Genomic DNA, 19,669 nt, shown 5'->3' with positions numbered 1-19,669 from the left:
GGCGAACCAGCGACGGACTGCCGAACGACGCGCTCTAGGAGGGCAAAGTGTCCGAGCAAAACACATCTGCGGAGTCCATGACCGGACGAACTGCCGTCCGGCTCGACGACACCGACCGGCACATCCTGGCCGGGCTCCTCGACGACGGCCGGGTGTCGATCAAGGCGCTCGCAGACAAGCTGCACATCTCGCGCGCCAACGCGTACACGCGTATCAACAGGCTGATGGCCGAGGAGGTCATCACGGGCTTCAGCACGCAGCTGAATCCGCAGCGGGCCGGCCTCGGCACGAGCGCGTACGTGACGTTGACGATCGATCAGAATGCGTGGCGGGACACCTCCCGGGAACTGCGCGAGATCCCCTACGTCGAGCATGTCACCCTCGTTGCGGGCGACTTCGACGTCTTGGTGCTGGTCCGCACTCCGGACAACTCGGTGCTGCGCCGGGTCGTGCTGGAGCGCATCCAGGCGGTACCGGGAGTGCGCTCGACCCGTACCTGGCTGGTCTTCGACGAGGTGCGGGGACGCGGGACGCACTGGACTGCCTGACCGCTCGGTCACTCAGACGTCGACCAGCGCGGCAGCGGAACCCGCGGCCGGCGCCGGAGCCCGAGGCGACTCCGCAGCCCCGATGGGGGTCGGTCTCGGGGCCGCCTCCACGACAGGAGCCGGGGCGGTCCCGGCCGCATGCTGCCGAGACCGCACCACCCGGAACCGCCCGGTGACGAAGTGGGCGCCCTCGGGGGGCAAATCCGCGCCCGCTGAGGAGGGGTCCGCGGGGAAGTCGTCTGCGAGGTTCTGCACCAGGTGCACCCCGGCGTCCAGTGCTGCCGTCTCGGCGACCGCCAGCACCAGCGGGTCGGTCGAGTGCACGGTGGCGTACGACGCCCCGTGGCGGCCCACCGTGCGGCGGAAGAGCGCCAGACTGTGCGACGTCGAGTCGGTACCGACAAGGAATGAGACGGGCCCCGGCCACTCCCTGGCGTAGATCCGTTCGTCCTGCGCCGCCAGCCGGACGAGCAGGGGGCTGCGCACATCGGCGGCCGGATGAGTCGGATGGCGCAGCGCTCCGGAGGCATGGAGCACGGTGCCGTACCGCGTGGCCTCCGCCAGCCCCGCCCGCACCGTATCGCTGGCGATCGCGCCCAGCAGCCTGGCCACACGTGCGGGATGCCCGAGCAGGCGGTCCACGGCCTCGCCCAGGTCGGCGCCGAAGTCCCCCAGACTCTTGTGCCCCTCATCGGTCGCGATGCCCGTCGTCGGCACCAGGATGTTCTGCGGCGTGGTGCGGACCGTGCCGCTGCACCGGCACAGGGAGTGGGCCAGGCCGCGCACGAGATCCCGGTAGTCACCGGTGGAGTCGACGATCACCGTGTTCAGGCCGGTCCGGTCGACGAACGTGGCGGCTTGGCGGGCGTGTTCCTTCAGCCAGCCGGCGAACTGCGCCGATCCGGTGAAGTCGACGATGCGCACCCCCGGGTCCGTGGCCAGCCTCTCGTGCAGCCGTTCCGCTGGTTCCGCCACCGCGAGGGTCACGATGTCCGGTGGGTGGCCGGCCTCCGCCAGCACCTGCCGGGCGACGCGCACGGTGATGGCCAGCGGCAGCACGGAACGCGGATGCGGGGCGACGATCACCGGGTTGCCGGTCACCAGGCTGGCGAACAGACCCGGGTAGCCGTTCCAGAGCGGATAGTCGGGGCAACCGATGAGCAGCGACACTCCGCGGGGCACCAGGGTGCTGGTGCCCCGCATCGGCGACGGTTGCCCGCTCCCTTGGGTCCCTTGGCCGCTCTCCCAGCTCAGGTCCGCCGGAACGCGCTCCGACTCCGCGAAGGCAAGGGCCACGGCCTCCAGCGCACGGTCCTGGGCGCGCGGCCCCGCGGACCGGAACGCCGCCTGCGGCGGCTGCCCCGTGGTGTGCTGCGCCGCAAGGGCCAGCTCATGGCTGCGAGTGTTCAGCCGGCGCAGTATCTCCACGGCCAACCCGGCTCGTCGGCGGAGCCCGGCTGCGCGCCACCCGGCCGTCGCCTGAGCGGCAGCCGCCACCAGAGCTGCGGGGTCGCATCGCGGGTAACTGATGCCCATGCCGATCCCGTATGGCGAGGACTCGGTGCACACCCGGCCCAGCTCGCCGGGCTGGTCGAGATCGAAGGGCCGTCCCAGCAGGGAGCCGAAGACCTTCCCAGCTGTTCGGACCGATCTCATCCCCGCGTCGGCAGCATCCTGTCCGGTCGCCTCCGTGAAGGGCCGCCGGCATTCACCGGCGGCGAGGGCCCGCACGGCTTGCTGAAGCAGTTCGCGATGCCGCTCATAAGGACCAGGGCGCACGGCCTTCAGCCTCTCCAGGTCGCGGCGAGATCGAGGAAAGCCTCGTTCTCCTGCGGCAGTCCGATCGTCACCCGGACGCCCTCCCCGAGGAACGGGCGGACCACGACGTGCCCGCCAAGACAGTGGACGGCGAAGTCAGCGCTCTCGTCCGCAAGCGGTAGCCACACGAAGTTGGCCTGGGAGTCGGGGACTTCGAAGCCCAGCGCGTGCAACATCAGAGTCACGCGCTCCCGTTCGACGACCGTGAGGGCGGCCCGCCGGGCGACTTCCGCGCGCTCGCCGAGGGCGACGACGGCGGCTTCCTGCGCGAGGGCGCTGACGCTGAACGGTACCTGCGCCTTGCGCACATGAGCGGCGATCCACGGCGGCGCCACGCAGTAGCCGACGCGCAGTCCCGCCAGTCCGTAGGCCTTGGAGAACGTCCGCAGAACCACCACGTTGGGGCGGTCGCCGAGCAGGGCCAGGGCATCGGGGACCAGCGCCGGATCCGCGTACTCACGATAGGCCTCGTCGACGACGATCAGCACGTCTTCCGGGACACGGTCCGCGAAGTCGAGGAGCGCCCGCTCACCGACCGCGGTGGAGGTGGGGTTGTTTGGGTTGCAGACGAAGACCAGCCGGGTCCGATCGGTGATCGCCGCGGCCATGGCGTCGAGGTCCAGCGCATGGTCGCGCAGCGGGACCCGTACCGCCACACCGCCTGCCACCGCCGTGAGAATCGGATACGCCTCGAAGGACCGCCATCCGAAGACGACCTCGTCGCCGAAGCCGACGACCGAGTGCAGCAGCTGTCCGCAGACCTCCGAGGATCCGGCGCCCACCGCGATCCGCTCCGGCTCGACCTCGTGGTGCCCGGCTATCGCCCGCACGAGGGAAGTGGCGCTCAGGTCGGGGTACCTCGACACGCCGCCGGCCAGCTCCGTAAGCGTTGCGGCTACACCGGGCAACAGCCCGTAGGGGGATTCGTTGCTGGCCAGCACTACCGCACCGGGCAATTTGCGGCCCGGGACATAGGCGGGCAGCTGTGTCAAGGATGAACGGACACGCACCATGCTCGACTCGCTTCTGAATCGGTGGGGCCCGAGGCCGTGCCTCTGGGCACTTGACAGGTAAAGCGTGAACATCAGAGGTCAAACGCTCAACTGTTTAGAGAATTCGGCGACAGATCGCATCAATCCGGCAGCCGGCACAGCATGCCGTCTCCTCGCCTGCTGGTTCGGACCCCTGTCACGAGACAGACTGGAGGTAGCCCACCAGACGTCGATGACTACTCTCGGCTACAGGCCGGACTCACTGGTTGTCCCGGCACCGGCCACCGACACGGTCCGTCAGAACTGGTCCCCCACGCACTCACGAGGTGCCCGCACGCCGCCCGCTCCGATGAAGAAGACGGAGCCCAAGTCGCCACTCCACCAGGCTAGTTGCCGTCAACTGCGGCAACTCTCCCGCTGCGACGGCCGACAGTGCAGGAACGGCCGACCGTGGTGGTGGGTGCACTCGTTGTCCCTTCTTGCACGTAGGGCTCCCGCCGGTGCTCTCAGCCCGTCATCCCCCGCCCGGGATGCCGGATCTGCCCGAACTGTGAGGGAGGTGACATATCCGGACTCGGAGCAGGCATCACACACGGGAACCACGGGCGCGCTCGACGAAGAGGTTGCGGTGGCACGTGCGACTCACGCTCCTGCCCGCGGCAGAATCCTGCAGTCGCACAGAAGTAAGCGCAAATAAAGACGCCTTCGTGTTGGATAAGCCATGCTTACTGCGCGCCGCTGCGGTAGATCCCCGTCTCTCGCCTCCACGGTGCCCGGAATCCGCGCTGCTGCCGATGACCAGAGCTCAGCCGGCCTGACAAAACAGGCTCAAACAGCTCGACACCGCCGCGGGCCATACCCCAGCCTGCCGCACCAGCGGCGTGTGACCCGACCGCCACCAACCGGGCCCGTCCGCGGAACGGCCGCCCAGGCCATGGAGTCGATGAGGTGCCTGATCAACGCGCAGCGCACAGCGCGGACTGCCTCCCCTCATCGCCAAGTTGTGCCCTCCGAACACTGCCTGCCGTGATTCCCTCGTCGCCGCCGACGGTCCGGGCGCCCTGAGCCTCCCCGGGCGGACTGATCGCAGACGCCGGCGGCACCGGGCGCCCGCCAGGGGCAACCACTGACCAGCGCGTAGGCGTCCCCGCCCCAGACTCGAGGCCAATGGCGCCTCACCACGTGGACACGGGCTCGACTCAGGCTAGTCGAGGGCGCGCCACGGCTTCGGGAACCACACCCAGCGCCCATTGACGTATGCCATGCCGTCGTACGCCATACCGAGCGCTTCGCCCGGCTCCAGATACTCCCACTGATAGATCGTCGTTCCCGGTTTGAGGTAAGGGGCCACCCTCTCGTATCCACCGGGGAATTCTTCGCTAACCTCACTCGGCCAATCCCTGATGGCGTCTGTGGTAGCCTTCGCCACCTTGATTTCGGTCTTTTCAGGGTCAATGTCAAGCGTGGCGGTGGGCTTGGACCAGATCCACTCTTCGTACATTTTCTCGGCTTTGGCCGCGAACTCCGGCTCGAAGACCGCTGCATAGTCGGCGGCATTCGGCTCCAGTGAAGCCACCACATCATTGTCAAAACGTGCAGCTATGATCAGCTTCCGGAAACCTGCATCCGTGTTCGGGTATTGTGCCGCCTGAGTTGTGCTCGACGACGTCTCGGTGGGTTGCATTACCTGACCATTCGTGGAACACGCACTCAGGCTCAACAGACACACAACATAGAAGAGGGCGAAGCGATTCTTCACTTGTTTCTTTCTTGTGCGAGTGAGGCGGGTCAGACGTCCTACCTCATCGAAGGTTGTGACCTACTCATCCCGCAGCACGACGGATGAGCCGCGGGCGGGGACGGATTGAGACGGCGAGGCCCCCCAGGACGAGCAGCAGGGATGTCATTCGAGTCATTTCATTTCTTCATTGTTTCCTGCCCGCATCACGGTATGGCGATGGCACTTGTTCAGCGGGTCCACTCGGGCGTGGCAGGCGGTCGTCGCCCATGTCAGCGGTCGTCGCCCCTGCGGGGGTGAACCGGGCCGGCCCGGTCAAGCGGTCACTGCTGCGTCAGAAATCCCGTGAGGTAAGCGCGTTCAGCCTCGGTGAGGCGCCGCGGGCGCTTGCCCTCCAGGTCGTAGGGAACCATCGTGGAGGCTGCCCTCGCGTACAGAGTCCCTTCGTCCTTCACCTCGTAGGCGAGGCTGAATGACACCGCCCTGAGGCCGGTAACCCAGACCTCGACGGTGACTGGCGTCTCGCGCCACTCCAAGGGCGCCTTGTACTCGATCTCGTGCTTCGCGCTCACGCAGCCCGCTGTGAAGGTGGCCACACCGGCTCTTGCGGCATGGCCACCGAGTATGTCGCTGCGCGCTTCCTCCAGATAGGTGAGGAAGACGGCGTTGTTGACGTGCCCGTAGACGTCCATGTCCGACCAACGGACTGAGCAGCGGTATTGATGGCGAGTCATTCCACTCATTTCATTTCGTCATTATCACCCGCCCGGAATCGGGGCAGGGCGACGGGCATTGCCTCAGCGGTCTACTCGGGCATGGTCGGCGGTCGTGCCGCTTGCTGGTTTCCGTGACGGATAAAGCCCCGCGGAGCCTGCTTCGTCCCGGTCCACAGCAGTGCGGTGGAGTGAGGCGCGCACGGTTCTCACCCACCCGCTGCAGCTCCGTCAAGGGCGATCCCTTGGCGCCGACCCGCGGCCCACAGCCGCTAAGCCCGGCAAACATAACACGGTCATAAACAGTCATTTTTTTCCAACGGTACTACTCGGAAACTCCCACTTGATCACCACACGAGTCGGGCGGCACAGTATTCGCGGACTGGTCGTGGGCGCCGGCAGGACGATTGACATCCCCGCCATGGGGTACCGGCATCGCCCTCGCCGAAAGGACTATCACGCCACGAGGCAGCTGCCGCCCGATGCAGCTCAGGGCAAACCATCGGTGGCCCGCGAAGTGCGGGATCTCGCGCCCTTGGATGATGGCAATTCCAGGAGCTGCCCCAGCGCAGCAGCCGCCGAACCGATTCGTGAGTGCATTCAGAATATGAATGCACTAGGTTGTGGCCATGCCTCGTGCCTCATTCGCAGCGTTCCACTGTTCGCTGTCGCGCTCCCTGGATGTGATGGGTGACTGCTGGTCACCGCTGGTCTTGCGCGACATCTCTCTCGGCATTGACACTTTTGAGGAGCTGGCCCGCGACCTTGGCGTGTCCCGCGCACTGCTGAAGAATCGGCTCGACAGACTCGTGGACGGCGATGTGCTGGAACGGGTCGAGTACTCCACGCGTCCCCAGCGGTTCCGTTACGTGCTCACCACATCAGGACGGGAGCTCGTGACGGTGCTTTTGGCACTCACCCAGTGGGGCGACCGCTGGCACGCGCCGGATGGTCCGCCGATCGTGTTTCGGCACCACTGCGGAGAGGTCCTAGAGGTGTCCGTCACCTGTCGTACCTGCAGTGGAGCGGTTCATCCGGAGGGCGTCTCGGTCCAGCCGGGCCCGGGCGGGCGCGCAGCGCCCGGCACTCTCGTCATTGCCGAGCGCCTTGCGGGGATGGCATGACTGATCACGTCGCAGCTTGGCGAATGGCCGGCGAGGCGGGGGATGCGAGAGCGGCAGTAGCCGCTATGTCCGAGGACGTTGAGCTCGTTTCGCCACTGACGGACCGGTTCACGTTTCGGGGGCACCGTGAACTCGAGGAACTCCTGACGAGCGTGTTCGAAGTGTTCACCGGCATCCACTACGAGGCACAGTTCCAGGAAGGACAGCACGCGGTCCTGCGCGCCGCGGGTCATGTCGGTCGCCTGCGGTTGGAGGAGACCCAGTATCTCGATCTCGACGATGAGGGCCGTATCCGACGCCTCACCCTCATGATGCGCCCGCTCACAGCCGCCACCCGTTTCCTGCGCGTGCTTGGGCCTCGGGTTGCGAGCCGGCAGGGACGGCCGGGCACGGCGGGAGTACTCATCGTGGCGGGCGCATGGCTCGACTCGGTCGTGGCCGGCGGAGATCGGGTCTTCATGCCCATGGCCAGTCCTGATCGGTCACGTCGACCAGTCCAGGTCGACCGCCCACCGGCGTGATCGGCTGTCGGCGGTGTTCCTCCACCGCCGAGGCGTCCATGTCGGGGGGCGACGCTCATGCCCACGCCGGGCTGCCATGTTCGCGGCCACGAGACCGGTGATCAGTCAGCGCCACGATGTCGCAACGTCGAATCACGGCAGCGCTCATACGGAAAGAGGTTTCCGCATCACGTCACTACACGACAGCGGTCAGCACCCCAGGAGCCTCCCAAGGACGATTGTTTGGCAGCACCCGACCTGGGACGGGCGCCACGATGCATGTATTCACAAATGATCGAATGTGTCAGTGCACCGCCGAACGGCTGGTCGGGGGCTCATGCAATGACTGCCCGGACCTGTGTTGTCAGCATTCGCTCGAGCGCCAGCAGCGCTTCGGGGGCGTGGCGGGTGTCGAGGCGTACGGTGTAGATGAACCGTGTCAGCTCCGGGTTGGCCAGCGGTCTCGCGACAACATTGGCCACACCGCGGGGCAGGGCCAAGCGGGGCAGTACCGCGACACACAGGCCTGCGGCAACGAAGCCCAGGATGGTGTTGAAGTCGTCTCCCTCGTACTTCAGTCGGGCCTCGAAGCCTGATGTCTTGGCCATCTGGGCAAGCAGCTCCAGCCGCAGCGCGGCCTCGGGCGCGGCGACCCACGTCTCACCGGCCAGGCTCGCCAGGTCGATGACCTCCCGGCTGGCCAGCTCGTGGCCCGCGGGAAGCACCGCCACGACGGGGTCCCGTGCAACCAGGGTCCGGCGCAGTGTGCGCGGCGGCGGCTGGGGAATGAAGTCGTAGTCATAAGTCAGGGCAAGGTCGGCGTCTCCCCGTTTGATCCGACCGTAGCCGGCCTCGGGCTCCAGCTGCGAGAGGCTGACCCGGACGTCGGGGTACGACGTTTGCAACTGCGCGAGAGCCTTCGGGACGATGCTCGTGGCGGCCGAGGTGAAAGCGCCGAGCCGGATCCGCCCGGACGTGCCGGCACGCAGGGCGTCGAGTTCCAGTGCAGCTGCGGCCAGCGCGGAGCGTACCCCTTGTTCGGCATCGAGGAGGACCTGGCCGGCGGGCGTGGGACGCACGGGACGGCGCTCCAAGACTCGAAGGCCTGCGCGGCGTTCGAGTTCGGCGATCTGCTGAGAGACGGCGGGGGCGCTGTAACCGAGTTCGCCGGCGGCGGCAGCGAACGAGCCGTGGCGCACCACGGCCTCCAAGGTGGCGAGCAAGCGGGGATCTGGCATCTGCATGGGTTAAGCCTGACTTACCTCACACAAAGATGTCATTTCTTGTGCTTAAGGAGGAACGCCAGCAGGATTCTGCCACCAGGCAAGGGGCGTGACCCGTCTCGCTCAGTGCCGTGGCCGTCCCCTTACCCATGCCGCGAGGTGCACCCGTGCACCGCCGTCCGTGCAACGGAGCCCTGCCGCCCCACCGTGATGCGTTGCCCGCAACCGTCGCCGGGCCGGGGTTTCAGGGGGTGGTCAGTCATCTGACTGGATTTGACTGCTGCATGGGAAAGGGGCGCTGCGTGCGCAAGCCACTTATCGGAATCACCACTTACCTCACCGACGCGCGGTGGGGAGAGTGGGAGCTGCCCGCCGCACTGCTGCCCGCGGCGTACGCCACATGCGTTCAGGCCGCCGGAGGCCGGGCCGTCCTTCTGCCGCCCGATGCGCCGGGCGCGGCGGCGGACGTCATCGCGCGATTGGACGGCGTCATCCTCGCCGGAGGTGAGGACCTGGATCCCGCCCTGTACGGGGCCGAGCCCCACCCGTGTGCGGGGACTCCGGTCCCCGCCCGCGACCGGTGGGAGCGCGCTGTCCTCAAGAACAGTCTGGACCGTGACATTCCCGTCCTCGGAATCTGCAGGGGCATGCAGCTGATGAACGTTCACGCGGGCGGCACGTTGATCCAGCACCTGCCCGAGAAGGTGGGTCACGACGGCCACAACGGGTATCTCGGACTCTTCACGCCACATGCCATCACCACCGTGCCGGGCACCCGTCTGGCCTCGCTCCTGCCCGGGACCAGACAGGTGGCCACGCACCACCACCAGGCAGCCGACCTCCTCGGCGCAGGCCTGGCGGTCGCGGCCTACGCCGAAGACAGCACAGTCGAGGCCATCGAAAGCACCCGGCACCACTTCGCCCTGGGCGTGCAGTGGCACCCCGAGATGAGTGCCGACCAAGCAGTGATACAAGCTCTGGTGTCGGCAGCCCGGCAGCGTACAACGGCAGGGTTGCACGAGTCGGCTGAGCGGCAAGCACCGGTCGGTGGCGTTCCCCTTTAACGTCTTGTAACGCCTCGCGCCACTGTCAGCTCGGCCACCACATCCGGCAGCGAAGCGGCAGCTGCCAGCACACCGGCAGCGTCGCTGCCTGCCCTGCACTAGTGTGATGCGCCTGAAATCTGAGGTGTAAGTGGCTAGGTGGTTTTGGTGCCGGGTGGGGTGACCTTCGCGAGGTAGTCCGCGAGCGAGTTGAGGATCTCGTCGGCGGTCTTGGTCCAGGTGAAGGGCCGTGGGCTCTCGTTCCAGGTGGCGATCCACGCCCTGATGTCATCCTCGAGGGCTTTGACGGAGGTGTGGACGCCGCGGCGGATGAGTTTGTCGGTCAGCAGGCCGAACCACCCCTCGACCTGGTTCATCCAGGAGGAGCCCGTGGGGGTGAAGTGGATGTGGAAGCGGGGGTGTTTGCCCAGCCAGGTCTTGATCTCGGCGGTGTTGTGGGTGGCGTAGTTGTCACAGACCAAGTGCACGTCGAGGTCAGCGGGCACCGCCGTGTCGATGCGGGCCAGGAACTTCTTGAACTCGATGGCCCGGTGGCGGCGGTGGAGCTGGGATATTACGGTGCCGTCGGCGATGTTGAAGGCGGCGAACAGGCTGGTGATGCCGTGCCGGTAGTAGTCGTGGGTGCGGCGCTCGGGCATCCCCGGCATCATCGGCAGGACCGGCTGGGACCGGTCCAGTGCCTGGATCTGGGACTTCTCATCGACGCAGAGAACCACCGCTTTCTCGGGCGGGTTGTGGTAGAGGCCGACGACGTCGACGACCTTCGCGACGAACTGCGGGTCGGTGGAGAGCTTGAAGGCGTCCTGGACGTGGGGCTTGAGGTCGAATCTCTTCCAGATCCGCCCGATGGTCGATTTCGACAGTCCGCTGTGCTTCGCCATCGAGGCCCGCGACCAGTGCGTGTCACGGCCTGGCGCAGTCTCCAGCGTCGCCACGATGACGTCCTCGACCTGGTCCAGCAGGATCGACGGCGGCCGGCCCACCCGAGGCTCGTCCGCCAGCCCATCCAGCCGACGGGCGACGAAGCGAGAGCGCCATCGGTTCACCGACTGCTCGCTGACCCCGAGCTCGCCGGCGACCTGTTTGTTCGTCCCGCCCTCGGCGCACACCAGCACGATCTTCGCGCGCAGCGCGAGGTACTGGGCTGTCTTCGCGCGCCTGGCCCAGCGGGTCAGCTGTGCTCGCTCGTCCTCGCTCAGTACCAGCTCCGCCTTGCGCCGTCCCGGCCGCGGCGCGTCCGCCAGGCCCGCCATCCGACGAGCGGCGAACCGCGACCGCCACTTGCGGGCCGTATCCGCTGTGACGCCGCACTTCTCGGCCACGCGGATGGTCGGTAGCCCCTCCGCGCACGCCAGCACGACCCGGGCCCGCTCAGCCAGACGAGGCCCACCTGACCCGCCTGCCCAACAGGTCAGATCAGCCAACTCCTCAGCAGATAAGACGACTTCAACAGCACGTGGCCCGGGCGACATAGCAACACCCTAGCCACTTACACCTCAGATTTCAGGCGCATCACACTAGTGACCTGGGTCTGAGGTGTGTCGTGAGTGGGGTATGAGTCGTCCTGGTCCGGAGATTCCGCCGTTGTCTTCTCAGCGGTCGCGGATCGTACTGGAGTGCGCAGAGGGGCACTCGGTCATGGAGGTGTCGCGGCGGCTGCGGATCGCTCCGGAGTCCGCACCTGGCGCGGCGCTCCTTCGAGCACGGCCTGGACGTGCTGGGCGACGAGCCACGGCCGGGTATCCCACGGAAGATCACGGACGCGGATGTCGAGCGGGTGATCGTCAAGACGCTCGAAGAGAAGCCGAAGAACGCGACGCACTGGTCGACCCGGTCGATGGCCGCGGCCACGGCCACGGGCATGTCGCAGTGGACGGTCTCATGGATCTGGCGGCGTTCGCCCTGGCCCCGCACCGGTCGCACACGTTCAAGCTGTCTGACGGGCCCGCTGTTAATCGACAAGGCCCGCGACGTCGTCGCGCTCTGCCTCGACCCGCCGGAGAAGGCCCCTGGTCCTCTGCGTGGACGAGAAGTCGCAGATCCAGGCCCTGGACCGGTCCAAGCCGGTCCTGCCGATGATGCCCAGCGTTCCAGAACGCCGCAGCCACGACTACATCCGCGCCGGCACCACCACCCTCTACGCGGCCCTGGAGGTCGCCACCGCAAGTCATCGGATCACTCCCACCGCCGCCACCGGGCCGCCGAGGTCGAGAAGTTCGTGACCAAGCTCGACAAGGGAGTGCCCGCAGACCTCCAGGTCCATCTGATCCTCGACAACTACGCCACCCACAAGACACCGGACGGGAAGAAGTGGCTGCTGGCGCACCCGCGGTTCCACCTGCACTTCACACCCACCAGCGCGTCGTGGCTGAACCTGGTGGAGAGGGGACGCTGCTGGAAGACGACATGAAGCGGGTGCGGAACAAGTCCGGGGCCACCCGGCTCGGCTTCCCTACGGCACCTTTCCCTGCATTCCGGCTGCCCTCCTTCAGTAGCCGTCGGTCCCGGGCTCGGTGCCGTCGTCGGCGACGGCCTCGCCGAGGCGGAGCACACGGCCGGGTTCGTCGGCGTCGTGGGCCGCCCGGTCCGCGTAGATCCTCAACTCGTCCCCGGTCAGGACGACGAGGGGATCGGTCCACGCCTCGGTGTCTTCCGGCACGAGCAGGCGCGAGGCGCCCCGCTCGATATCGTGGATCAGCAACGAGGCGATCCAGCCCCCTCCCGGGCCCCATCTCTGCATCGGATGGTCGTCCGGGCCCATGGCCTGCACCACGTAGAACCGGTTCCCCTGCCAGTGGCCCCCGAAGTCCAGGGCCACGTCCGCTTCCACCTGGACGCCGTCCACCCACAGGCGAGATGCCCACTTCTCGTCCTCACGACAGGACACCGCACGATGCCGGTCGTCAGGGCTGAACCTCACCCTCAGCCAGGTGTCCCCGTAGAAACCGCTGCACGCTCCCGGCGCCGGGCCCTCGCGACGGCCCGGCGCGGCCGGCTCCAGAGCGCAGATCTCCGGAGTGCGACACGCCCGGTCGATGCGCCGTTCGCACCCCATGCCCGCCGCCGCGCAGTCACGGGGGGACGCCCGGGACAACAGCTCGCGCCCCCGCTCCTGGTACGCATCCTCCCCGACCAGGGCCCGGTAGGCCTCCGCGTGTCCCCACCACGCGAGCAGGTCGACGGCCACCGGCGAGCGGCGCAGCCACGGCCACCACTCCACGCCCTGAAGGCCCCAGTGCCGCAGCACCCGGCTCTCCGGGGCCTCCGCTCCGCCGAACCCCTTCTGCGTTCGGTGCTGCCTGTCCCATCGCCATTTCATGATCCCGCCCTCCCTGTACGGCCTCCGAGATCATGAGAAAGCATCGGACGCCAAGAGAGCAAACTGCTTTGCCGACCGGAAGAGGAACCGTCGGCGTGAACGTACTTGAACTGCTGCTGGCTGCGACCGATGTCGGAGGGACACGCGGCAGGCCTCCCGTTGGCGCGCGATCTTCCCGTGAGCAATCGAAGCGGCAGCGCTGCCGTACGCCGCGACTGATCTCGGAGGTGGTCGTGGGATCTGCGGATCAGTCGTGGTCGAGACCGAGCAAGGCTTGTTCACCCAGCCGCGGCCGGAGCCGCCCGGTGACGCCGTGGCCAGCCCGCTTGCCCCTCCCGAAAGAGCGAAACGGACATCACCTCACGCACCGCCCTCTGAGTAGACCGTCGACGTCCCACCGGGATGCGGGAACCGGGAAACTAGGGCGGCAATCTACGTAGTTCCACGGATGGCTCGTGGTCGGATGTCTGGAAGGATCATGAGCCAAGGGCCAAGCCCCGGTGCCTGCCGCAGTGGCGTATGAGCGTCCGCCACTCCTCGTGTAGTCGCACGGGGCAGGGCATGACGGGCTCAGGCTCGCGTCGTTGGCCGGGTGATCGACGCGGGGACGGGGCGGGGGTCGCGTCCGACGGATCGTGATCGTTCAGGCAGGGGTGCTGCTGGTCGGGGCGGCCGCGATCGTCTGCGCGATGCTTTGGGCGGTGGAGCCTTATCAGGACGTCACGGGACTCCGCCATCCGCGTCTGTGCTCGGGGGGCGTACCGACCCCGGCCGGGGCCACGCGCGGCTGCATCGCGCGGGAGATCGGCAGCGTGACGGGGCGACACGTCCGACGGAGTTGAACTCCGATGGAAGCGAGGCCACGTCGAAAGTGACGCACTACGTTGTGACGTACCGGCGCGCCTCCGGGTCCGAGGCGGGCCGGGAGGTTGCCTCCTCCGTTTACAGCGCCGCCGGGGGCTGGGGAGCGCGCGGACCTGGAGACCTGGCGGGATGCGGTGGTCGGGATCACTGTGGCGGACAAGAGCGACGAATTCGATCCGCCCACCGAGGATGTCCTCACGAACGCCGTGATACTGGCCTGGACCAGGCTGGGACTGGTCCTGTGGTTCCTGCTGGGCGCCGGGACGCTCCGCCACCTCTTCGGAATCACCGGTCTCCGGGCCACGGGTGGGTCCTGTTCGGCTACTGGCCAGTCCTCATGGTTCCGTTACACCCTGACCTACGAGCTGAGCACATCGGACTACGGAGGGGCCTGGTGCTCTGGGTTTTCTTCCTGATGCTGGCCGCGTTCTGCGTCTTCGGCTCCTACAACGAAGTCCTGTCGCGGGTGGCGCTCGGCCGCTGGTCGGAGGCGAGACGCTCAAGGTGAGTGAGACTCGAGCTCAGGGGGTGGCCGCGTGGCGACTGACGGGGAGAGTGTCAGCCTGGCGTCCTTGAATGTCTGCTGCGGAATGTCCAACTCGCTGCGGCCCGTGAAGAAGCGAGCGGCCGAGTTCTGCCGCCGCCTCGAGCGGACGGAGGTGGACATCGTGAACTTCCAGGAGGTCTGGACCCCGCGTCTGCAAAGGTTTCTCGCGCTGCACCTGCCGTCGTTCCCGTTCGTCGCCCGCAGGTCCGGCATGCTCGGTCAGCCGGCCGGAGGCCTGGTCTCCTTTTCCAGAAAGCCGTTGCGGGCAGTCCGGTACACGTCGTTCCGCGGCACGCGGCCGCGAGCTGGCGGCCCGTTGTTCCGCTGCGCGGTGACATTGGGCAGCCGTCTCCAAGGCGTCCTGGCCTTCGAAGTCTCCGGACACCGAACGGTGGTGGCCAACGTGCATCTGGCCGCGAACAGGGACGGGGATTGGTCGGCGGGCAACCGGCACGAAGCCCTGCAGATGGCGCAGCTGACGAGGTTCCACCGGGTCGTGCGGGAGGCGCGCGACCGGGACACCGACCTGGTGATCGCCGGCGGCGACTTCAACCTCCCCAGCAGTTCAGCTCTGTATGAGGCGCTGGTGGACGAAGGTGGATGGCGGGATCCGTTCGCCGCAGCGGACCTGCCCACCTTCCACGCCGAGCTGCTGCCTGCCGGTGCATCGGCGTACCGGGTCGACTACCTGCTCGTCCACGGTGACGCCGCCCGTTACCCGGTCACCGGGAGCGGTCTGCTCTTCACGGAGCCGGTCGCGATGCCGTCAGGCGGCACGGCATTCCTGTCGGACCACATGGCACAGGTAGCCACGATCGGACGCAGGTCAGGTCCCCGACCTGCTCAATGAACGCACCGGAGGCACGTTGGCTGATCGCAGACGAGACGGCGCACCAACAAGTCGATGACCACCGACGCCCAGCGACAGCGGTATCGGCGAGATGCCGCTGATTGCGGCCGTGGACACGATGCGCAGCCATGCCGCAGCAGGGGCAGTCCACGGCGCGGTCGTCCGGAGTACGCGAGGTGACGTGGCCTGTACCACCCTCCACGAACACACGCTCGACCAGACCCGTCTTCAAGTGTGGAAACACGATGTCCCATGTCCAGCAGCGATGCCGGCGGCGTTGTCGTGCACGGACACGGCGAGAACCGCCACCACAATCACCATGCGCCACACGTCAACGGCCAGGCCGTGCTTGAGCCCGGTATTCTTTGGCCGCATCACGCCCGCCGACTCCGCGGGCACCCCGGCCGCCCTGTACATGCTCTGGATGTCGAGCACCCAGGCTCGGGTCCGCCTTCCGCCGCGCCCTCTCCCGCACCTGCCAGCGCAGCAGGTTTGTTCTTGGCGCCGGGTGGCCGTCCGGTGCCGGCGCCTCGGGGATTGGGAACACGGGTCGGGCAGGCGAGGTGAGCGCGGATGTTCCTGAACCCCCGGCGGACCCGGGCCCGGCTGCGATCCGGACCACGCGTCCTTCACCGTCGCGCTGACCGACCGGCGCGAGCTGTTGCGCCACCCCTGTCTTCTGCACGTGCCCCAGGCCGCCGACGCTTTGGCCAGATCGCCCGGCTGGGAGCGGGAGCTGATGCTCTTCGACTGGCGGCTGATGCCTGAACCCGGGGCGGCCGGGAGTTGGGGGGCGGGACGATCGGACCGGCCTGCGCCGTAATGGCGTCCATCCGCCGCCACCGTTTGCGGGCGTGGCGGCCCTGCCGCTGGCACAGATGGTGCTGCATCGGTTCGGGGGCTTCGGCACGGGCTTCATTCCGCCGGATGCCGGATGCCCAACCGGCCCGACGCGGTCTCCACCGGCCCCGGGCAGAGCGCGAGCACACGGATGCCGCGCCGCCGTTACTCGTGGCGGAGCGCGAGGCTGAAGTTCAGCACGAAGGTCTTGGACGCGCCATAGACGGCGAAGTACGCCGTCGGCTGGAAGGCGGCTGTGGACGCCACGTTGACCACCGATCCACGGCCGCCTTCGAACAGGTCAACGCCACGCTGTCGCAGCTCAAGCGGTACTGGGCGGAGATCCGGGAGAGCGGCGACCCCGAAGAGTCCCCCGCCGTCGACGCGCGAGGCCGGAATCCTCGCGTTGCACTGAATCCGACCCGACCATGGAAGAGGGCTGTCTTGACTTGGCTGTTCGCCGTTCCTCGGTACGCTGTTACGTCTCCGGGAGAGCGCAACCCTCATCGAGGTCGAGAAAGTCGGCCGATGGGGGTGGACCGTGCAGGTCGGGCCTGTCGAGCAAGGGGCGGTGGTGAGTCGCTGTCGGGTCTCTTCCCCCGCTCGTTGCCCAGCTCACATGGTGACGGTCGCGCGGACCAGGTTGTGGTCCGATAGGCCCTCCATCCTCTCGACCGCTGCGTTGCTGACAACAGCGCCCCGCACGACCACGTGGTCGATCCACTGCGACTTGGAGCCTGACGTGCGCGGCCGTGTCGGCAGGCCGTCCGGCGGGAGGTCCGCGACAGCGAAGCCAGTACCCAGAGCCGACGCTACGGTGGCACGGTCGGTGTTGAAGTCCCCGAGAAGTATTGCTGCGTATCCCCGCGAAGAGGCGGCCAATTCGGCCAGGCGTGCCAGCTGGCGCGTGCGCCGCTGATCGCCGCTCACGTGCGTGGCGACGATCAGCGTTCCGGCGGTCTCGACGGCGAGCGCGCCCTTCCCCGGGTCGTCCTCGAAGGACTCGGCAGCGACCTCCCGGCTCGGTCCGTCGACCAGGAGCACGAGGTACTCCTCGGGGTCGCGCAGCGAGCAGCTCCCGTGGCGCGGTGCTGGGACGCGCGGGTACCTCAACGCGTGGACACTCCGGCCGGTCAGGGCAAGGCGGAGGCTGGCCAGTTGGTCACCGCTAACTTCCTGCAGGGCGATGACGTGCTCGTCTCGTCCCACCAGCAACGCCGTAACCGCGGCGATCCGCTCCGACTCGTCCGGGCAACCCCTCAGGGCGTCCTCACCCCAGTTCTCGGCGTGGACGCGGTGCAGAACATTCCAGCTGGCAACCGTGATCATACGTCGCGATGTTAGAGGTCCTAAGAGGCTGTTGTCTTTCCGATCTTGAAAGATGTCCGTCGAACGGGAGTCCCGATCGGGTGGTCGCGGGGTGCTCGGCGCATGCGGGTGGGGCCTCCTGAACAGCTCGTTGGTGTCGAATCACCGAGCAACATCAGGGCGCCCTGGTGCCGCAGTGTCCCGTGTTGTTGGGTGGGTCGTCCAGCTCGGTCGCCCTGGAGTGTGACTGCTTGGCTCACCGGTTCGGAAACGCTGCCGATCACGAGGCCCGGCAGCCGCGTTATCCCTCGGACATGACGGACGAGGAGTGGTCGGCCGTCCGGCCGCTGCTGCCGGTGCCGGGCTGGCTGCGGGGCCGGGGCGGGCAGCCGGAGGCGTACTGTCACCGGGCGATGCTGGACGCGATCCGCTATCTGGTGGACAACGGGATCAAGTGGCGGGCGATGCCGGCTGACTTCCCGCCGTGGGACCGGGTCTATGCGTTCTCCGGCTGCGCGGTCGGGTCCGCGAGAAGGCGGGGCGGGATACGGAGCCGACGGCCGGCGTGATCGACTCGCAGTCCGTCAAGGCGGACGCCGTGGTCGGCGCCGACAGCCGCGGCTTCGACGGCGGGAAACTGGTCAACGGGCGCAAGCGGCATGTCGTGGTCGACACTCTCGGCCTGTTGCTGGGCGTGATGGTCACGAGCGCGGACATCGGTGACCGCGCCGCCGCGAAGGTGCTGCTCGAGCAGGTGGCCGACGCACACCACCGGCTGGAACTCGTCTGGGCCGACGGTGGCTACACCGGCAGCCTCGTCGAGCACTGCCTGGCCACGCTCGCCCTGGTCCTGGCGATCGTCAAGCGCAGTGACGACATGCGCGGCTTCGTGGTGCTGCCCAAGCGGTGGATCGTCGAGCGGCTCTTCGCGCACCTGATGCGAAGCCGCCGTCTGGTGCGCGACTTCGAACGCCGCGCGATCAGCGCCGAGGCGATGGTCTACTGGTCGATGACCATGGTCATGACCCGCCGCCTGGCCCGTTCACATTCGGCGCGAGTGTGAACCGGCCCGGCGTCGGCTCGGCCAGCCAGCCCCGCGCGACCAGGCGTTTCGCCTTCGACCGCAGTGCCTCCACCTTGGCCGGCACCACGTCCATGCCGAAGGCGGAGGCCATCTCCTGGCAGGTCAGCGGGCCCTGACCGAGACGGACCCGATCCGCGAGCACGGCCAGGATGCGCTGGTAGTCCGCCGACAGTGCCGACGCGTCCAGCCCCTCGCGCCACACCGGAACCTGCGACTTCGTCTTCGCCGCCACGGGCACTGACGCCTTCACCCCGGCTTCCGTCCCGGCGCCGCCCGGCAGGTCGCTGCCCACCACGTCGGCTGAACTCCCGCTCTGCGCGGACAGCACCGCACCCACACGCTCGCGGGCGATTGTCCACTCCAGCCACTCCTGCTCGGCCGTCGCGAGCTCGGCCTGGATGCGGTCGGCTTCCTCACGCAGCCCGTCCACACGACGACGGGCGGCAAGCTCGTGCTGTTCCAGCAGTCCGACAACCGACGGCATCCACGACCTCCACAGGAGCGACGAAACGACGATCCATCACTCCCACACGAACACCGCCCCTACCCCTGACCAGCTGAAACGCAGTCGTCAGACTCGGAAAGACAACAGCCTCTAACAGAAGCCGGTCGAGGTGTGCCTGTCGGCTTGGATGCTCGTTGGTCTGGCCGTGGGAAAGAGGGAGTCTCGTCCGTGGATCATCTCGGATGAACTGTGGTGGTCGATTGAGCCGTTGCTGCCGATACGGGGGCCGAAGCTGAAGCCGGGCCGGCCGCTGGTGCCGGACCGCCAGGCCTTGTGCGGGATCTTGTTCGTGCTGCATACCGGCATCCAGTGGGAGTACCTGCCCCAGGAGCTGGGTTTCGGTTCGGGCATGACCTGCTGGCGCCGCCTCAAGGCCTGGAACAAGGCCGGCGTCTGGGACAGGCTCCACGTGATCCTGCTCGAGAGGCTGCAGGCGGCCGAGCAACTCGACTGGTCGCGGCCGGTGATCGACTCCAGCCATGTCCGGGCCGCTCGACGAGGACCAAAAGCGGGCCCAGCCCGGACCGGTGGTGGCCACAATCGCGCCGTCGGGCCGGTCCGCGGTGGGCTGCGCCGCGTACCGGCACACCAGGCCAGCGACCCGCCCGCACAGCAACCCGCCATCCCTCCCA

At 67.8% G+C, this 19,669-nt stretch carries 20 protein-coding genes and 2 pseudogenes; 11 read left to right on the top strand and 11 right to left on the bottom strand.

Going from position 1 to position 19,669, the window contains the following annotated elements; all coding sequences use genetic code 11:
* Nucleotides 1–77 precede the first annotated feature (77 nt).
* Entirely contained in the window at nucleotides 78–548 is a 471-nt protein-coding gene (locus OG594_RS16495; protein WP_030302939.1) for an Lrp/AsnC family transcriptional regulator, read from the top strand.
* Between the two features lie 12 nt (nucleotides 549–560).
* On the opposite strand, the gene OG594_RS16490 is transcribed toward OG594_RS16495, so the two are convergent.
* From OG594_RS16490 to OG594_RS16475, 4 genes are all read right to left on the bottom strand, one after another.
* Entirely contained in the window at nucleotides 561–2,204 is a 1,644-nt protein-coding gene (locus OG594_RS16490) for an aldehyde dehydrogenase family protein (protein WP_252308839.1), read from the bottom strand.
* 128 nt (nucleotides 2,205–2,332) lie between these two features.
* Nucleotides 2,333–3,379, bottom strand: coding sequence for a histidinol-phosphate transaminase (locus OG594_RS16485; protein ID WP_266599546.1), 1,047 nt, complete (start codon nucleotides 3,377–3,379; stop codon nucleotides 2,333–2,335).
* Nucleotides 3,380–4,562: 1,183 nt separating this feature from the next.
* Nucleotides 4,563–5,117 (bottom strand): hypothetical protein, encoded by a 555-nt coding sequence (locus OG594_RS16480; RefSeq protein ID WP_266599544.1) that lies wholly within the window; start codon nucleotides 5,115–5,117, stop codon nucleotides 4,563–4,565.
* 302 nt (nucleotides 5,118–5,419) lie between these two features.
* Nucleotides 5,420–5,830 carry a thioesterase family protein gene (locus tag OG594_RS16475; RefSeq protein WP_252308842.1) on the bottom strand — a complete coding sequence of 137 codons (411 nt, stop codon included), beginning with the start codon at nucleotides 5,828–5,830 and terminating at the stop codon, nucleotides 5,420–5,422.
* Nucleotides 5,831–6,438: 608 nt separating this feature from the next.
* Between OG594_RS16475 and OG594_RS16470 the strand changes: the two genes are divergently transcribed.
* Nucleotides 6,439–6,933, top strand: coding sequence for a helix-turn-helix domain-containing protein (locus OG594_RS16470; protein ID WP_266599536.1), 495 nt, complete (start codon nucleotides 6,439–6,441; stop codon nucleotides 6,931–6,933).
* Between the two features lie 65 nt (nucleotides 6,934–6,998).
* Complete coding sequence (locus OG594_RS16465; RefSeq protein ID WP_252308844.1) at nucleotides 6,999–7,454, top strand: hypothetical protein; 456 nt, start codon at nucleotides 6,999–7,001, stop codon at nucleotides 7,452–7,454.
* Nucleotides 7,455–7,768: 314 nt separating this feature from the next.
* Here the strand turns inward: OG594_RS16465 and OG594_RS16460 are convergent, their stop codons facing one another.
* Nucleotides 7,769–8,677, bottom strand: a complete 909-nt coding sequence (locus tag OG594_RS16460) for a LysR family transcriptional regulator (RefSeq protein WP_266599534.1) — start codon at nucleotides 8,675–8,677, stop codon at nucleotides 7,769–7,771.
* A gap of 281 nt (nucleotides 8,678–8,958) precedes the next feature.
* On the opposite strand from OG594_RS16460, the gene OG594_RS16455 reads away from it, so the two are divergent.
* The gene (locus OG594_RS16455; protein ID WP_252310514.1) at nucleotides 8,959–9,720 is read left to right on the top strand and encodes a gamma-glutamyl-gamma-aminobutyrate hydrolase family protein; all 762 of its coding nucleotides are present in this window, start codon (nucleotides 8,959–8,961) and stop codon (nucleotides 9,718–9,720) included.
* Nucleotides 9,721–9,854: 134 nt separating this feature from the next.
* Here the strand turns inward: OG594_RS16455 and OG594_RS16450 are convergent, their stop codons facing one another.
* Nucleotides 9,855–11,192, bottom strand: coding sequence for an IS630 family transposase (locus OG594_RS16450; RefSeq protein WP_266599532.1), 1,338 nt, complete (start codon nucleotides 11,190–11,192; stop codon nucleotides 9,855–9,857).
* Nucleotides 11,193–11,434: 242 nt separating this feature from the next.
* On the opposite strand from OG594_RS16450, the pseudogene OG594_RS47095 reads away from it, so the two are divergent.
* The 3 genes and pseudogenes from OG594_RS47095 to OG594_RS16440 all read left to right on the top strand — a co-directional run.
* A pseudogene (locus tag OG594_RS47095) lies at nucleotides 11,435–11,548 on the top strand (IS630 family transposase); the annotation flags it as partial.
* 193 nt (nucleotides 11,549–11,741) lie between these two features.
* Nucleotides 11,742–11,942: a hypothetical protein gene (locus tag OG594_RS16445; protein WP_266599530.1), complete on the top strand. Its 201-nt coding sequence runs from the start codon at nucleotides 11,742–11,744 to the stop codon at nucleotides 11,940–11,942.
* Nucleotides 11,939–12,130, top strand: a complete 192-nt coding sequence (locus tag OG594_RS16440; protein WP_266599528.1) for a transposase — start codon at nucleotides 11,939–11,941, stop codon at nucleotides 12,128–12,130. Before OG594_RS16445 ends, OG594_RS16440 begins: the two co-directional genes overlap by 4 nt.
* Nucleotides 12,131–12,208: 78 nt before the next feature.
* Here OG594_RS16440 and OG594_RS16435 read toward each other — a convergent pair whose 3' ends face one another.
* Nucleotides 12,209–13,039 (bottom strand): hypothetical protein, encoded by an 831-nt coding sequence (locus tag OG594_RS16435; protein WP_266599526.1) that lies wholly within the window; start codon nucleotides 13,037–13,039, stop codon nucleotides 12,209–12,211.
* Between the two features lie 1,400 nt (nucleotides 13,040–14,439).
* Between OG594_RS16435 and OG594_RS16430 the strand changes: the two genes are divergently transcribed.
* Nucleotides 14,440–15,300, top strand: coding sequence for an endonuclease/exonuclease/phosphatase family protein (locus OG594_RS16430; RefSeq protein ID WP_266599524.1), 861 nt, complete (start codon nucleotides 14,440–14,442; stop codon nucleotides 15,298–15,300).
* A gap of 228 nt (nucleotides 15,301–15,528) precedes the next feature.
* Here OG594_RS16430 and OG594_RS16425 read toward each other — a convergent pair whose 3' ends face one another.
* The 3 genes from OG594_RS16425 to OG594_RS16415 form a co-directional block, all read right to left on the bottom strand.
* Nucleotides 15,529–15,735 (bottom strand): hypothetical protein, encoded by a 207-nt coding sequence (locus tag OG594_RS16425; protein ID WP_252308850.1) that lies wholly within the window; start codon nucleotides 15,733–15,735, stop codon nucleotides 15,529–15,531.
* Nucleotides 15,736–16,305: 570 nt separating this feature from the next.
* Complete coding sequence (locus OG594_RS16420) at nucleotides 16,306–16,407, bottom strand: hypothetical protein (protein ID WP_266599520.1); 102 nt, start codon at nucleotides 16,405–16,407, stop codon at nucleotides 16,306–16,308.
* 348 nt (nucleotides 16,408–16,755) lie between these two features.
* Entirely contained in the window at nucleotides 16,756–17,469 is a 714-nt protein-coding gene (locus OG594_RS16415; protein ID WP_266599518.1) for an endonuclease/exonuclease/phosphatase family protein, read from the bottom strand.
* Between the two features lie 293 nt (nucleotides 17,470–17,762).
* Here OG594_RS16415 and OG594_RS16410 point away from each other — a divergent pair, with 293 nt between their 5' ends.
* Both OG594_RS16410 and OG594_RS16405 read left to right on the top strand, forming a co-directional pair.
* Nucleotides 17,763–18,017, top strand: coding sequence for a transposase (locus OG594_RS16410; RefSeq protein ID WP_266599516.1), 255 nt, complete (start codon nucleotides 17,763–17,765; stop codon nucleotides 18,015–18,017).
* Nucleotides 18,014–18,511 carry a transposase gene (locus tag OG594_RS16405; protein WP_266599514.1) on the top strand — a complete coding sequence of 166 codons (498 nt, stop codon included), beginning with the start codon at nucleotides 18,014–18,016 and terminating at the stop codon, nucleotides 18,509–18,511. The genes OG594_RS16410 and OG594_RS16405 overlap by 4 nt, the downstream gene beginning before the upstream one ends.
* Here OG594_RS16405 and OG594_RS16400 read toward each other — a convergent pair.
* Nucleotides 18,468–19,016, bottom strand: coding sequence for a hypothetical protein (locus tag OG594_RS16400; protein WP_266599512.1), 549 nt, complete (start codon nucleotides 19,014–19,016; stop codon nucleotides 18,468–18,470). The two genes, OG594_RS16405 and OG594_RS16400, sit on opposite strands and share 44 nt — an antisense overlap.
* Nucleotides 19,017–19,164: 148 nt before the next feature.
* Between OG594_RS16400 and OG594_RS16395 the strand changes: the two are divergent.
* Nucleotides 19,165–19,557, top strand: a pseudogene (locus OG594_RS16395) (transposase); the annotation flags it as partial.
* Nucleotides 19,558–19,669 lie beyond the last annotated feature (112 nt).

It is taken from the genome of Streptomyces sp. NBC_01214, assembly GCF_026340975.1.
In the GTDB taxonomy this organism is placed as follows: domain Bacteria; phylum Actinomycetota; class Actinomycetes; order Streptomycetales; family Streptomycetaceae; genus Streptomyces.
Note: the sequence above shows the minus strand (reverse complement) of the source record. Positions and strands in the feature narration are given on the sequence as shown.